Origin of the sequence: Enterobacter sp. 03-F-07-AD-ECC (genome assembly GCF_047530935.1) — a bacterium.
In the GTDB taxonomy this organism is placed as follows: domain Bacteria; phylum Pseudomonadota; class Gammaproteobacteria; order Enterobacterales; family Enterobacteriaceae; genus Enterobacter; species Enterobacter cloacae.
On record NZ_JBLKBZ010000009.1, the window covers coordinates 19322 to 32179 of the forward strand.

Annotated in this window: 16 protein-coding genes and 1 tRNA gene; 4 read left to right on the forward strand and 13 right to left on the reverse strand. The window is 52.3% G+C overall.

Features of this window, described 5'->3' with window-relative positions; all coding sequences use genetic code 11:
* Positions 1-45 precede the first annotated feature (45 nt).
* The 8 genes from ACMWKA_RS14985 to ACMWKA_RS15020 all read right to left on the reverse strand — a co-directional run bounded on the left by ACMWKA_RS14985 (position 46) and on the right by ACMWKA_RS15020 (position 4996).
* Positions 46-528, reverse strand: coding sequence for a DUF2501 domain-containing protein (locus ACMWKA_RS14985; RefSeq protein WP_038418636.1), 483 nt, complete (start codon positions 526-528; stop codon positions 46-48).
* 83 nt (positions 529-611) lie between these two features.
* On the reverse strand, positions 612-1349 hold the full coding sequence (gene dnaC, locus ACMWKA_RS14990; protein ID WP_013095461.1) for a DNA replication protein DnaC: 738 nt from the start codon (positions 1347-1349) through the stop codon (positions 612-614).
* Positions 1346-1891, reverse strand: coding sequence for a primosomal protein DnaT (dnaT, locus tag ACMWKA_RS14995; protein WP_038418637.1), 546 nt, complete (start codon positions 1889-1891; stop codon positions 1346-1348). Before dnaT ends, dnaC begins: the two co-directional genes overlap by 4 nt.
* A 148-nt stretch (positions 1892-2039) precedes the next feature.
* Positions 2040-2468: an organic hydroperoxide resistance protein gene (locus tag ACMWKA_RS15000; protein WP_013095463.1), complete on the reverse strand. Its 429-nt coding sequence runs from the start codon at positions 2466-2468 to the stop codon at positions 2040-2042.
* 84 nt (positions 2469-2552) lie between these two features.
* A complete protein-coding gene (locus ACMWKA_RS15005; protein ID WP_013095464.1) occupies positions 2553-3005 on the reverse strand; it encodes a MarR family winged helix-turn-helix transcriptional regulator in 453 nt (150 codons plus the stop codon).
* A 41-nt stretch (positions 3006-3046) separates the two neighbouring features.
* Entirely contained in the window at positions 3047-3688 is a 642-nt protein-coding gene (locus ACMWKA_RS15010; protein ID WP_013095465.1) for a TetR family transcriptional regulator, read from the reverse strand.
* Between the two features lie 67 nt (positions 3689-3755).
* Entirely contained in the window at positions 3756-4229 is a 474-nt protein-coding gene (locus tag ACMWKA_RS15015; protein WP_013095466.1) for a threonine/serine exporter, read from the reverse strand.
* The gene (locus ACMWKA_RS15020; protein WP_029882175.1) at positions 4220-4996 is read right to left on the reverse strand and encodes a threonine/serine ThrE exporter family protein; all 777 of its coding nucleotides are present in this window, start codon (positions 4994-4996) and stop codon (positions 4220-4222) included. The genes ACMWKA_RS15015 and ACMWKA_RS15020 overlap by 10 nt, the downstream gene beginning before the upstream one ends.
* 412 nt (positions 4997-5408) lie before the next feature.
* On the opposite strand from ACMWKA_RS15020, the gene ACMWKA_RS15025 reads away from it, so the two are divergent.
* Both ACMWKA_RS15025 and bglJ read left to right on the forward strand, forming a co-directional pair.
* The gene (locus ACMWKA_RS15025; RefSeq protein WP_020688833.1) at positions 5409-6146 is read left to right on the forward strand and encodes a helix-turn-helix transcriptional regulator; all 738 of its coding nucleotides are present in this window, start codon (positions 5409-5411) and stop codon (positions 6144-6146) included.
* Positions 6143-6778, forward strand: coding sequence for a DNA-binding transcriptional activator BglJ (bglJ, locus tag ACMWKA_RS15030; RefSeq protein WP_013095473.1), 636 nt, complete (start codon positions 6143-6145; stop codon positions 6776-6778). The genes ACMWKA_RS15025 and bglJ overlap by 4 nt, the downstream gene beginning before the upstream one ends.
* A gap of 42 nt (positions 6779-6820) precedes the next feature.
* Here bglJ and ACMWKA_RS15035 read toward each other — a convergent pair whose 3' ends face one another.
* Positions 6821-7279, reverse strand: coding sequence for a YbaK/EbsC family protein (locus ACMWKA_RS15035; RefSeq protein ID WP_013095474.1), 459 nt, complete (start codon positions 7277-7279; stop codon positions 6821-6823).
* A gap of 328 nt (positions 7280-7607) precedes the next feature.
* On the opposite strand from ACMWKA_RS15035, the gene ACMWKA_RS15040 reads away from it, so the two are divergent.
* Entirely contained in the window at positions 7608-8954 is a 1347-nt protein-coding gene (locus ACMWKA_RS15040; protein WP_013095475.1) for a PTS cellobiose transporter subunit IIC, read from the forward strand.
* 95 nt (positions 8955-9049) lie between these two features.
* On the opposite strand, the gene fhuF is transcribed toward ACMWKA_RS15040, so the two are convergent.
* Positions 9050-9838 (reverse strand): siderophore-iron reductase FhuF, encoded by a 789-nt coding sequence (gene fhuF / locus ACMWKA_RS15045; protein ID WP_013095476.1) that lies wholly within the window; start codon positions 9836-9838, stop codon positions 9050-9052.
* 92 nt (positions 9839-9930) lie between these two features.
* Positions 9931-10995 carry a GGDEF domain-containing protein gene (locus ACMWKA_RS15050; protein WP_057071042.1) on the reverse strand — a complete coding sequence of 355 codons (1065 nt, stop codon included), beginning with the start codon at positions 10993-10995 and terminating at the stop codon, positions 9931-9933.
* Between the two features lie 255 nt (positions 10996-11250).
* On the opposite strand from ACMWKA_RS15050, the gene ACMWKA_RS15055 reads away from it, so the two are divergent.
* Positions 11251-11481 (forward strand): DUF1435 domain-containing protein, encoded by a 231-nt coding sequence (locus ACMWKA_RS15055; protein ID WP_062676641.1) that lies wholly within the window; start codon positions 11251-11253, stop codon positions 11479-11481.
* 42 nt (positions 11482-11523) lie between these two features.
* On the opposite strand, the gene ACMWKA_RS15060 is transcribed toward ACMWKA_RS15055, so the two are convergent.
* Positions 11524-11610, reverse strand: a tRNA-Leu gene (locus ACMWKA_RS15060).
* Positions 11611-11761: 151 nt separating this feature from the next.
* The gene (gene rsmC, locus ACMWKA_RS15065; RefSeq protein WP_013095479.1) at positions 11762-12790 is read right to left on the reverse strand and encodes a 16S rRNA (guanine(1207)-N(2))-methyltransferase RsmC; all 1029 of its coding nucleotides are present in this window, start codon (positions 12788-12790) and stop codon (positions 11762-11764) included.
* Between the last annotated feature and the right edge of the window lie 68 nt (positions 12791-12858).

The following is a 12858-nucleotide window of genomic DNA, read 5'->3' on the forward strand; positions in this document are numbered from 1 at the left end:
ACTAACGTATTAAACGCGGCGTGTTGTGGCAGGAAATGGGGCCGATCAAGAGATGAAATTAACGCCTTGTTTCAGCACCAGATCGCAGGCTTTGGTTTTCACCTGTTTCGCCAGAGATGAGTTGCCAAGGGTGCTCAGATTCAGCTGCTGACCATTTTGCGCGTTCAGCAGACCCTGAATGCCGTCCATGTAGTTGGTGTCGGCTTTCTGCTCCTGGGTGTCCAGACCCAGCTTACCGAGCACCTGGTTTTTCACATTTTGCACATCGGTCACGGAAGCCAGCTTTTGCTTCGCACAGTATTCCAGGATGCCTGCTGCGTTGTTCATGGTGCCGGCACTCAGACTCTGGGAGCTATTGCCCAGCAGGCTGGTGAGGGAAGAGGCTGACAGCCCGCCCTGAGTGCTGCCGCTCTCTTTGGTGAGTTCGCTGGCGGCGCTGGAGAGGGACTCCTGCCATGACGCGGCATGGGCCATGCCGGTGACCAGCAGGGCGCCTAAAAGTGTGCTGAAAAGAATCTGTTTTTTCATAATGGCTTTCTCAAAAAGGTCCGTTTTGGGCCGGAAGAGGTCCAGTATATACCTCCGCTCCGGCGGCGATTCCTGGAACTGTCTTAATACTCTTTACCGGTGACGCGGCTGCGATAGCTTTCCCAGTCAAAGATAACGTAGAGGCTGTTGCCCAGCTTCATGCGATCCATCACGCGCTCGCCCAGTAAGCGGGTCATCTCGTCGATATTGTGGTTGGTCAGCATGCCGGTGGGACGCTTGGAGGAAGAGCGGCGATCGACAATCTGGTTAATGATCACCTTTTCATAGCGGGATTCGGTTTGAACACCGATCTCGTCAATAACCAGCAAATCCACATTGCTCAGATCGTTAAGCAACTGCTCTTCGCTGGTTTCACGGTTGCTGAAGGTATCTTTCATGGCAGACATGATATCGGCCACGGTAATGATTAACACCGATTTCCCGCGCAGAAGCAGTTCGTTGCAGATGGCGGCGGCCAGGTGGTTTTTACCGGTACCGGGCTTACCGCTGAAGATAAAGCTGGCGATGTTGCCGTCGAATTCGTCCACGTACTGCCGGGCGGCGGCCAGGGCGTTCATCTGCCCGTTGGTCTCAATTTTATAGTTATCGAATGAGCAGTTCTGATGCAGGGGGCGAATACCGGAGCGGTTAAAGGTACGCTGCATTTTCATCGCCCGGTTTTCACGGGCGAGGGCGGCAGCGCGGATCTCACCCTGTTCTTTTTGCCACGCCAGAAGTTCTTCACCCGTTGTGAAGGCAGGCTTCACATTGGCTGGCATCATCTTTTGCAGTCGTTTCATCAGGTCGCCGACGTTTTTCATTTCGCACCTCGGAATCCATTAGGGATCTGTTTATCCGGTTCTGAAAAAGCGTTGATATCGCGTTTTGGCTGGCCGTTATTGCTGGCGCGGTTAATTTGCAGATGGCGGGCGAGCTTTTGCTGCCACTGAATGTGGGTGAAGACTTTGCCTTCTGCCTGCCACCAGGCAATAAAGGCGGCAAGCTCCTCAGGGGTAGCCGGTTGCGTCAGCGCAATGCCCCACAATGCCGCCTGCCGCTGGAAATCCACATCCGGATGCCAGCCCGCGTACAGGGCAAATTTCCCCATCGGCACCGTGACGGGGGCGTTACCCGGCTCTTCAAAGAACTGGTTATCGAGCGTGACGTCACTTACCGGGCGCGACAACCGCGCTTCTATCTCCAGAAGCTGCGCCAGACGCTCCGGGGTGAGGGCGTAAAACGCCGGGGCGTTGTCGGCCAACACTGCAAGCGTGCCGCCTTCGGCGTGCGTCAACACACCGCGGGGATCGCGCATAAAGGCATCAATACCAGCAATGCTGGTGGTCAGAATTCTGGAGGACATAACGCTTTCTCTACTGATTACTACGGGCGTGATATGGGCTTATGGTAGCACAGAGAGGATGAGGGAATGGAGGGGATTTCCCCGGTGGCGCTGCGCTTACCGGGGCTACAGTCGTAGGCCTGATAAGCGCAGCGCCATCAGGCATTTATCACGCGATGATATTCAGGGTCACGTCGATGTTGCCGCGGGTCGCGTTGGAGTACGGGCACACAATGTGCGCGGCATCCACCAGTTTTTTGGCTTCTGCAGGATCCATGCCTTCAACGTGAATGTTCAGTTTGGCTTCGATACCAAAACCGGTTGGCAGTGGACCAATGCCCACTTCACCTTCAATGAAGGCCTCTTTTGGCAGCGTAAATTTGTCGCGCGCAGCCACAAATTTCATCGCCCCCAGGAAACAGGCAGAGTAGCCGGCAGCAAACAGCTGTTCAGGGTTGGTCACTTCGCCCCCCATGCCGCCCATCTCTTTTGGCACACCCAGTTTGACGTCCAGGACGCCATCGGAAGAGGTTGCGCGGCCGTCACGGCCTCCGGTCGCTTTTGCTTTGGCAGTGTAGACAACTTTTTCTAAAGACATGGCAGGTTCCTCATCTTACGTTAGTGCGTGCTATTAAATATCGCGCGATGTATTGGGGTAAATAAATACGCGTAAAGTATAGCCTTACGCGTGATGTAACTGATGTCGCAAAAGTTCAAGCTGCTGCTTGAGTGCCAGCATGGTGTCAGTGTCACATTGCGCTGCGCATCCCACCGCGTGAGGGATCCCGGAGGCCTGCTGCTGCAGCTCACGTCCCGCATCGCTCAGCGTGACGGCGACCTGGCGTTCGTCTTTACGCGAACGCTGACGGTTGATCAGCCCGGCGCTTTCCAGACGCTTCAACAGCGGCGTCAGGGTGGCAGAGTCAAGAAACAGCCGCTCACCGATGTCCGACACCGTAATGTCATCCTGCTCCCACAGTACCAGCATCACCAGGTATTGCGGGTAGGTCAGGTTAAGCGGCGCCAGCAGTTGCCGGTACAGCTTGTTAAGCGCCAGGTTTGCCGAATAGAGGGCAAAACAGAGCTGGTTATCCAGCAGAAGCGCGTTGGTGGTGTCGTTCGTTTTTGCGTTCATGAGTTGAATATAGATAGTGCACGATATAATTGCAAGCAATTTTATGGACAGGTATAACGAAGCGCCACCTGAACGGCCATTTTCCGGTAGTGCTGGCGCTGAGCCTGCTCGTCTGCTCCCTCTTCAAACAGCAGCGTAAAGGTGTAGCTGTTGGCAACATAGTGGAAGCTGAAGCTGCTGATCAGGCGGTGAAGATCCCGCGGGTCAACCGACTGGCTGAACAACTGCTTTTCTTTTCCGCGCCGCAGGATATCGTCGAGCAGGTCGAGCGCGCTGCGGTTGACCTGGCGCAGGTAGCTGGATTGCTGCATAAAGCGACCACGCTGCATGTTCTCCATGCAGATAATACGAATGTAATCCGGGTGGTCTGCGTGGTAGTCAAAGGTGGCTTCCACCAGGTGCACCAGCGCTTCAACCGGCGGTATGTCTGCAAGGCTGAGCGCTTTTTCACTGGCGCGGATCCGGGTGTAGACGTACTCAAGAACGAGAAGGTAAAGATTTTCTTTGTTCTTAAAATGGTAAACCACCATCCGTTTCGTGGTGCCTGCTTTCTCTGCGATCTGCTCCATGCGGGCGCCGTTCAACCCATATTCAGCAAAAAGGGCGATAGCGCTCTGAAAGATTTTTTCCTTCAGGCTGGATTCTTCACTGTGCTCAGGGAGTTCGCTGCCAGGGTTTGCCACATCCTTTCCTTATCGTCACTAAACGGAATAGAAAGATTATCCCCATGGCAGCGAAATAACACAAACATCAAACGCGCGGGCGTTTGCGGTAAAGCCACAGCCCCGGGATCGACAACCCGATAGAGAGTGCGCCAACAATAGATGAGGCCTTAAGAAAGTTGCTCAGAAGCAGGATCATTTGTGGCTCGGTGTAGCCAAAGTGGCTGATTTTTACCGCTGAAATCATGGCCGTATAGGCTGAAATGCCGGGGAACATCGGGATGACGGCCGCGACGGTGAATACCTTAGGGTGCGCCAGATACCAGCGCGACCACTGAATACCAATGCTGCCGACCAGCATGGAGGCCATAAAAGTTGACCACTCGATGTTAAAACCAGCGGTCATCATGATCATTCTCGAGCCATGACCGATGGCGCCCAGCAGCGCACACCATGGCAAAGCGCGCTGCGGGACGTTGAAGACCATCGCAAAGCCGACGGCGGGAATGGCGGCCAGGATCATGTCCTGCATCAGTGCCAGCAGAAACGTTATCACGCCCATCCGCGTAACCCCCACAGCGTCATGGCCATCACTACGCCGATACAGGTTGCCAGCGTAAGCAGGCTGGCAATCGCCCAGCGAGCCAGACCGGTATTGATGTGCCCTTTAAACATATCGGCAACGGCGTTAATCAGCGGGAAGCCCGGAACCAGCAGAAGCACGCTGGCGGCCATGGCGATGGTAGGCGTGTTGGCAAACTGCGGCAGGCGCAGCAGCAGCCCCGACACCGTGGTGGCAACAAACGCGGTGATGCAGAAGTTAATTTGTGGGTGTAACTGCCGGTGCGTCAGTACCTGGCGTACATACATGGCGATGCTGCTGGCGCAGAAGGTCACGAACGCGCCGTCCCAGCCCCCTTTATTGAGCTTACAAAAACAGGCGCACGATAACCCCACCATCAACACCACCAGCCAGCGCGGATAACGTAGGGGTTTGATTTGGTTGAACCGTTTTTCTATCTCTTTCAGGTCGAGCAGCTTATGTTCAGCCAGAATGACGATGTGCTGCACTTCGGTTACCACATGCATATTAATGCCGCGGTCGTGGTTTTTACGGGTAGAGGTGAGGCACTGGCCATCTTTGATGGTGGTCAGCACGATAGCGTTCGATGAAATCGCGCTTTCGACGCTATCCATCCCCAATGCCAGCCCCAGACGCGTCGAAAGCTCCTCGACCAGGGCGCTTTCCGCCCCGTGCTGGAGCAGGAAAAGTCCGCACTGAATACACAGCCGCGTGGTGGCACGCTGCATCGATATTTCTGCCTGCATGTAGTGTCCCGAAGTGTTGGTGAGTCGCTTGCCTGTTGGCCCCTGATGCTTACTTTTAGCACAGAGTGCGGTATCCCTTGCTCTGGGTCAGATCAAGATTCCTGCAAACAGTTGCAGCCCGGTTCGCGAAAAAGAATGAGGTTTAAATATAAATACAATGAATTTGTATGAGTCGAAATATAGAATATTTATATTAAGTTATTCTTATTTTATATTTTCATTATTTTAATGCTCTTGCAATTAAATTTAATTGCGCTTTGTGAGATATTAGCGTTGTTTTAGGCCTTTCTTAAGCTAAGAACATATCTCATCTTCTGCTTGTATTAATCAGTCTACACTCAGGGACGAAAAAACATAAATCTTGATGCGTTTAGACGCTACTCATCAAATGAAAAATGGACACGGAGGGTCTATGTTGTCATTGAATGGTAAACATGGCGTAGTTATTAGCAGGGTACCCGTTATGCAAAACGGGTTAGGCAGCGTTATGGCAAACCATTTCCCAGAATTTGAATTGACTTATTGTCGTTCGCTGCAGGAGTTAACGTTACTTCAGCTTCGCCGGGCTAATGTCATTATTGCTGATATTTCAGGTGAATACAGGAAACCCCGGGGAACGTTAGAAGAATATTACAACTTACTGAACCAATACCGGGATATTCACTGGATTTTTATGGTCTCTCGTCCCCTTTATCCCATTGCAGTGGAACTGCTTATGCGCCCGGAAAGCACGTTGCTTTCTGAAATGGAACCGATTGAAGGCGTGATTAATGCTATTCGTGCAGGTAGCGAGCGGGCAGAGAGGATAAGCCAGACGTTATTGTCTCCTGAACCCGCCGAGGCGGAAACCGAAGACGAACCGTTTGTTGCGCTGACCCACTCTGAACGAAAAGTGTTACGCCTGCTAGGTAAGGGCTGGGGAATTAACCAAATTGCTACCTTGCTCAAGAAGAGCAACAAAACGATCAGTGCGCAGAAAAATAGTGCGATGCGACGGTTGTCGCTGCGCAGCAATGCCGATATGTACGCCTGGATTAACAGTGCACAGGGAATGAGAGAGCTGAGTTTAATGTCAGCCTATGGAGAGTATGAGGAATGGAAAAAACCGATACACCAGGACATATCGCTGTCATCGAAAATTGCACAATGAGTGCCGTTGGGCTGCAGCATCTTTTTGCGATGCCGATGCTCAGCCATTATCGACTGCACCTCTTCAGTCAGTTCGAAAGCTTTAAAAAGGCGCTGACCAATATCTCTTTTTTCTCGGTGATCTATTCGCTCTCGGATGCGCGTGAAGAGCGTCGTAACTGCCTGGCTTCCCTGCGGGATCTCGCTTTCACCCATAGCGATATTCAGCGAATTGTACTTGCGTCTGATGACATGGAAGCGCGCCTGATAAGCCATCTGTCGCCTTCTCGTCTGCATGGCATTGTGAGTAAATCGGTACCGCTGAGCCACCTGCAGGAGGAGCTGGTGGTGCTATTGAGAGAGACGCATCATATCAATGACAATATGCTGAACCACTGGTATGTCAATCAAAACAGATTGTTAAGCCCAACGGAGCGGGCGATATTGCGGTATATGTCTTTCGGGTTTTCCATTCCTGAAATCGCGACACAACTTGAACGCAATATTAAAACCATCCGCGCGCACAAGTTTAATGCGATGGTGAAGCTGGGGGTGAATTCTGACGTAGGGCTGCTTGATGCGGCGGATATTCTTACTCATCTTCCGGCAAGAGACATGCGCTGTTCGGTGTCAGGCTCGCCGGCATTTTTATAATCGGTGATTTTTTGATGCGCCAGATACATTCTGGCACATCAATTAAATGCATACATCGACCCACTTTGCGGACGTCAGCTCAGCCATCCGGTCTGGAGAAATGCGTACGGCGCTGTGGATGGCACCTGCGGCGGGCAGCACTTCCGCGTACTGTTTTAACGAAATATCGCAGTAAACAGAAAGTGGGTTTTCCAGCCCGAACGGACAGACTCCCCCGACGGGATGGCCTGTAATCGTCACCACTTCATCACTACTGAGCATGCGCGCTTTTGCACCAAAGGTATCTTTCAGTTTTTTGTTGTCCAGACGCGCATCGCCTTTCGCCACTACCAGAATCACCTCATTTTTTACTTTTAGAGATAACGTTTTGGCGATTTGTCCCGGCTCAACGCGATGAGCGGCAGCAGCCAGCGCAACGGTCGCGGTACTCTGACTCAGTTCAATGATTTCTATATCCGGCGCGTTGTCGGCAAAAAACTGCTGTACAGACTGCAAACTCATTGTTTCCTCCTGACAAATATCCTGCGTAATCTGTCATAAGAATTTATCTGCTGTAAATATCTCTTAAGTAACAAATATCCTACATGGCCGATTTCTGGATCGCCTTCACATTCACGGAAACCGGTTACAGTAACCGGTTGCAGAGCGTGAATCAGAGATTAATACTGAGGACGTAACGTCCCCTGTATCCAATAATAAGAGCACATTATGAAACCATTCCGTCTGAGCAGTACCGCTGGTACACGAGCCAGCAAGGTTGTGAAGCTGATTTATGGAACAACGTGTGGCGTGAAAACGCCCGTATCGAACGTCTGACAGGAGATCTGCTATGTCTGCCAACCATGCTGCGTTTAATCTGATATTCCGTTTCGTTGAAAATTACGTCAGTCCCATTGCCGGGCGGATCTCTTCCCAGCGTCATGTTATGGCTATCCGCGACGGGTTTATCTCCGCGATGCCCTTCATGATTGTCGGTTCATTTTTATTAGTGTTTGCTTACCCACCGTTTTCGCCAGACACCACCTGGGGCTTCGCGCGCGCCTGGCTGGACATGGCAAAGCAATTTGAAGGCCAGATCCTGACGCCGTTCGATATGACGATGGGCATTATGTCCATTTATATTTGTGCGGCCATAGCCTATAACCTCGGCAAACACTATGTGAAATCGCATCAGTTAGATCCGTTCATGTGCGCCATGCTGTCGCTGATGGCGTTTCTGTTGGTGGCTGCACCTAAGACCAAAGGCACGCTGCCCGTAGACAGCCTGGGAGGCACGGGGATCTTTACTGCGATTTTGGTAGCAATCTACTGCGTTGAGATGATGCGTTTCCTCAAGGCGCACAATATCGGTATCCGTCTGCCGGACCAGGTTCCTCCGATGATCAAAAACTCCTTTGATCTGTTGATCCCGGTGCTGGTGGTTGTACTGACGCTCTATCCGCTGAGTTTGTTGATTCAGTCTCAGTTTGGCATGCTGATCCCGCAGGCCATTATGTCAATCTTCAAACCGCTGGTTTCCGCTGCGGATTCTCTGCCTGCCATCCTGCTGGCGGTGTTGATTGGTCATTTATTGTGGTTCGCAGGGATCCACGGGGCGGCAATTGTCTCCGGGATGCTGCAGATGTTCTGGCTGACCAATCTCGGGGCTAACCAGACCGCCCTGGCGGCAAGCCAGCCTCTTCCCCATATCTTTATGGAGGCGTTCTGGACGTTCTTTATCGTGATTGGGGGCTCGGGGGCGACAATGGGGCTGGTGTTCTGCTACCTGCGCAGCCGTTCAGCGCATCTGCGCTCAATCGGGCGTCTGAGCGTGGTGCCGAGCATCTTTAACATCAACGAACCGGTCATTTTTGGTACGCCGATCGTCATGAACCCGGTGTTCTTTATTCCGTTCCTGCTGGCACCGATGGTCAACGCCGTGCTGGCCTGGGCGGCAATGAAGTTTGATTTGATAAGCCGCGTGATCTCTGTTGTGCCATGGACAGCACCCGCGCCTGTGGGTGCCGCATGGGCGCTGGGCTGGGATTTCCGCGCGGCCATTCTGGTAGTGGTGCTTGCGTGTGTCTCCGCCATCATCTACTTCCCGTTCTTTAAAGTGTACGAGAAGCAGCTGCTGGAGCAGGAAGCGGAAGAAGCGCAGCGTAATGCGGAAGCGGAAAATCAGCAGGTGGCCTAGGTAAAAGCAAAACGGCAACATAAGTTGCCGTTTTTAGTGTTTGTTCCCTCTCCCTGTGGGAGAGGGGCAGGGTGAGGGCATCAGGCCGGGTACGACTACTTCAGCGTACAATCCCCGCACTGCTGAACGTCCGGCAGGCGATAGCGCTGGCAGCAGGTGCGACGCACCAGAAGCCCGTCACGCGGCACTACGGTACGGAATAATGGGTTATCGCGGCCATCCGCAAGCTGTTTCGTAAAGAACAAGGACTGACGCAGGGCATCCACCTTCTCATCACCGAGCAGGGGCTTCATTTCCGTCAAATACCAGTGGATTAAATAGCCGGTATTACTCCAGATAAGCTTCCCGTTGATCTCACCTGTCTCTTCCAGAGCATTCACCACCGGCATCAGGGCGCGGGTCACGAGCCGCTCCATCCGCTGCGTGGCAGAAAGATGCATGGCCGTTGGGTCTTCGTGAAGATCGATCCAGAAGCAGGCCGCACGCCCCGTCTCGTGGAACTCAACGTGAAAATACTCCGGGGAGAGATCCAGCATGGTCTCCTGGGTGAGCAATGCCAGCATGAGCGGAGGCGCCATCAGGCCGATATACCATTGCGCCCAGAGAGAGAGCAGGGGCTTGTTTTCCCGCGTAAGGGTGGGTTGATTGCGATAGATATGGTCAGAATAGGTTGCCAGCAGCGACTGGCGTTTTGCCGGCTGCTGCCATTGTGCCAGTGTCATCGCGTGGTGCGGATGCGGCTCATCCAGTTTGATAAAGTCCAGCAGATGGGCACGGGTTGCCGCTATCTTTTCGCGTATGGCTTCCGCAAGCGAAGAGTCTCCCGTGGTGAGACGGGCTCGCCAGAGGAGGGGTTCAACAGTCTGTACGGTATGAGTGGCCATAATAGATAGAAATCTAAATGATAATGATTGCCAATCCTAACTATTACTCATACCGATGGCAAGACTTTTGTCCTGGAGAGAGAATGCTGTGCTTAAACCGCCTGTAGCTCTTCGCTGAGCAGAATGTTATTCCGCCCAAGATGCTTTGCTTCGTAGAGGGCTTTATCTGCTTTTTCCAGCGCGCCTTCTGCGTCTTCATTCTCAAAAATGGCAATACCAATGCTGATGGTGACGTTAGTCGCGACGCGCTCATTGAACATGTGGGGGATTTTTAAGTCGTACACTTTCTGACGAATGCGCTCTGCCGTCTGGCGGGCATGTTCCAGCGAGATGTTCGTCAGCAGTACCATAAACTCTTCTCCGCCAAACCGCGCCACAATATCCCGCGAGCGTACGGCATCACGAATGGCTGCCGAGACACGGATTAACGCCTGGTCACCCATCATATGGCCGTAGTGGTCGTTATAGGCCTTGAAGTGATCGATATCCATTAGCAGGACAAAGTGTTCGCCGTTCTCTACCGCAGGCAGATTCTCCAGTCGGCTTTGCAAGCCGCGACGGTTATACAGGCCGGTAAGTGGATCCATCATGCTGAGATCGGTCAGGGTTTCTCGTTCTTCCAGTAACCGGGAGAGAAGTTCCTGAGCGAAGCGATCGTTACGTCTTTGTAGTACGTGGTGAACGCCGATAGCCACGACCGGAAGAATGAAAGAGTAGATCATTCTCAACCAGTGTTCAGAGGGGCTTAACCACAGGCAGACAATAAATGCGGGTAATGAGTGGAGCGTAAACGCCTTGATATTAATGGCGAATGCCAGCGAACCGATAAAAAGCACCGTTAATAGCGCCATGATCAAATATGTCGCCCGATCCTGCGTAATTAACGAAAATTTTGAGGCGATTTGCCAGGCCCATAAAATACCGAATATCGCTGAAACCACAGGAATATTTATCTTGCGGGTACTCTTTTGCCAGTGCCAGAGCAGCAATCCGGTGCTGAGCGTAAAAATAGCCAGCAGGGGGAAAGATAACAGCTGAACAGAATAGAGCGGATTTGTTACCGAGAACACCGCTGAGGTTGCGTTCAAAAATAAAAATAAACGTAACGATAATTGATATTTGCTGTTGACCAAAGACCGCCAGGATTGTGATGTCATAGTAGTGCGTTTTTATTAAAAATTAATTAAAACAGATAAATGGATGTTGTTTCGCAATAATGGAAGCAAAAAAAATCAACGAGTAATTATCAGAGAAACTTTATGAGTAGTTAACAGGTGGGCAATTTATCACCTTAAACAATGCCTGTCATTACGGGAAAGGTAAACGGCCACGGTTTTTAATTATCGGTGCTGACAAATGATAATGCTTGCCATGTGATATTGGTTATCATTATCGATTCGAAAGGGCAAACCATGTTGAACCGGGTGTTAGGAAGTGGTTGGGGGGTATTACTGCCGGGAGCCATCCTCGGCGGTCTGATGTTTGCCGATCTCTCCATTGATCTCTGGAAAGCCATCATTGTGTCAGGGCTGCTGATGACCTCAGCGATGATCTGGCATAAGCAATTACGGCACTTTGTTTTGTTGCCATCATGCGTTGCGCTGGTCAGTGGAATTCTGGTGATACTGATGAGTTTGAAATAATAGGGAATAGCAAGAAGGACTTCAGAGGGGATGCAAGATAATTGGTGCGAGGGGGGGGACTTGAACCCCCACGTCCGTAAGGACACTAACACCTGAAGCTAGCGCGTCTACCAATTCCGCCACCTTCGCATACCATCGATACTGTAAAAGTATCGTAACCACGGAGGCGCATTCTAGATGTTTTGAGCTTTACGTCAATAGAAAAATGCGCGCGTTGTTTTAATTGCTGCAAAAATGGCCGGAGGGGGATGGCACTTCTCCGGCAAACAATACCCGTGGATTACTTTTTAGCCTGACGCGTCATCACGGTACGGTAGACCTTAAAACGGCCCGTTTGCGCGATAACTTCATGGAAGCCGAAGGTTTCATCCAGCACTTTCGGGTACGGCAGAAACGCGTTGGCGACGATCCTCAGTTCACCCCCGCTGTTCAGGTGACGTACTGCGCCACGGATCAGCGTTTGCGCTGCTTCAAGGCTGGTTTCGATGCCATCGTGGAACGGCGGATTTGAAATAATCATGTCGAACCGACCGGTAACGTCCGAGAAGACGTTGCTGGCGAAGACATCCCCTTCGAAGCCGTTTGCGGCAAGCGTCGCACGGCTGGCTTCAACTGCGGGCGCGCTGACGTCACAGAGCGTCAGGCGGACTTTTGGTGAGTGGCTTGCCAGCACCGTGGCCAGTACCCCTGCACCGCAGCCTACGTCCAGCACTTTGCCTTTGGTGTGCGGCGTCAGCGTGGAGAGCAGCAGCTTACTGCCCACGTCCAGCCCGTCACGGCTGAAAACGCCCGGCAGGGTTTTAATGGTCAGGCCATCAAGCTGATACGCATCCCAGTATGTCCCGGCATCAAAGGAAGGCTGGTTTTCCAGACGACCATGATACAGGCCGCAGCGACGGGCGCTGTCGACTTTATTGAGCGGGGCGTACGCTTCCAGCATCTGCTCTGCGCTTCGCACGCCGCTGCGGTTCTCACCGACCACGAAAATATCGCACCCGACCGGCAGCAGAGAGAGCAGATTCATCAGCTGGAACTGCGCTTCCGGTTTGTTCTTCGGCCAGTAGTAGATCAGCGTGTCGCAGTCAGCGACATCACTCTGTTCCGCCACCAGGCTAAAGCGTGCGCGCTCGCCCATCTGGCGGCTCAGCACCTGCCAGTGGTGGTAGTATTGGGTGTGGGCACGGCTTTCAGCACAGTCGAAACGCGCGGGCAGGTCATCCTGCATATCTCCGGCAAACAGAATACGGCTTTCTTCGAAATCATCACTGTGACGCAGCAAGACTTCACTTGCCGGGGTAAATGCAGACATGAATTGTTCCTCAATAAACTCAGGCGGGGATTATAGTAGGTAGATGGCGCACTTTCGACACATTTGCT

What these genes read in the sequence shown, in the direction of transcription:
- ACMWKA_RS15040 (WP_013095475.1), top strand. Translation starts at nt 7,608, where the DNA reads ATGTCTGCCAACCATGCTGCGTTTAATCTGATATTCCGTTTCGTTGAA.
- dnaT (WP_038418637.1), bottom strand. Translation starts at nt 1,891, where the DNA reads ATGTCCTCCAGAATTCTGACCACCAGCATTGCTGGTATTGATGCCTTT.
- ACMWKA_RS15015 (WP_013095466.1), bottom strand. Translation starts at nt 4,229, where the DNA reads ATGGGCGTGATAACGTTTCTGCTGGCACTGATGCAGGACATGATCCTG.
- bglJ (WP_013095473.1), top strand. Translation starts at nt 6,143, where the DNA reads ATGAGTGCCGTTGGGCTGCAGCATCTTTTTGCGATGCCGATGCTCAGC.
- dnaC (WP_013095461.1), bottom strand. Translation starts at nt 1,349, where the DNA reads ATGAAAAACGTCGGCGACCTGATGAAACGACTGCAAAAGATGATGCCA.
- ACMWKA_RS15000 (WP_013095463.1), bottom strand. Translation starts at nt 2,468, where the DNA reads ATGTCTTTAGAAAAAGTTGTCTACACTGCCAAAGCAAAAGCGACCGGA.
- ACMWKA_RS15005 (WP_013095464.1), bottom strand. Translation starts at nt 3,005, where the DNA reads ATGAACGCAAAAACGAACGACACCACCAACGCGCTTCTGCTGGATAAC.
- rsmC (WP_013095479.1), bottom strand. Translation starts at nt 12,790, where the DNA reads ATGTCTGCATTTACCCCGGCAAGTGAAGTCTTGCTGCGTCACAGTGAT.
- ACMWKA_RS15025 (WP_020688833.1), top strand. Translation starts at nt 5,409, where the DNA reads ATGTTGTCATTGAATGGTAAACATGGCGTAGTTATTAGCAGGGTACCC.
- ACMWKA_RS15020 (WP_029882175.1), bottom strand. Translation starts at nt 4,996, where the DNA reads ATGCAGGCAGAAATATCGATGCAGCGTGCCACCACGCGGCTGTGTATT.
- ACMWKA_RS14985 (WP_038418636.1), bottom strand. Translation starts at nt 528, where the DNA reads ATGAAAAAACAGATTCTTTTCAGCACACTTTTAGGCGCCCTGCTGGTC.
- ACMWKA_RS15050 (WP_057071042.1), bottom strand. Translation starts at nt 10,995, where the DNA reads ATGACATCACAATCCTGGCGGTCTTTGGTCAACAGCAAATATCAATTA.
- fhuF (WP_013095476.1), bottom strand. Translation starts at nt 9,838, where the DNA reads ATGGCCACTCATACCGTACAGACTGTTGAACCCCTCCTCTGGCGAGCC.
- ACMWKA_RS15035 (WP_013095474.1), bottom strand. Translation starts at nt 7,279, where the DNA reads ATGAGTTTGCAGTCTGTACAGCAGTTTTTTGCCGACAACGCGCCGGAT.
- ACMWKA_RS15055 (WP_062676641.1), top strand. Translation starts at nt 11,251, where the DNA reads ATGTTGAACCGGGTGTTAGGAAGTGGTTGGGGGGTATTACTGCCGGGA.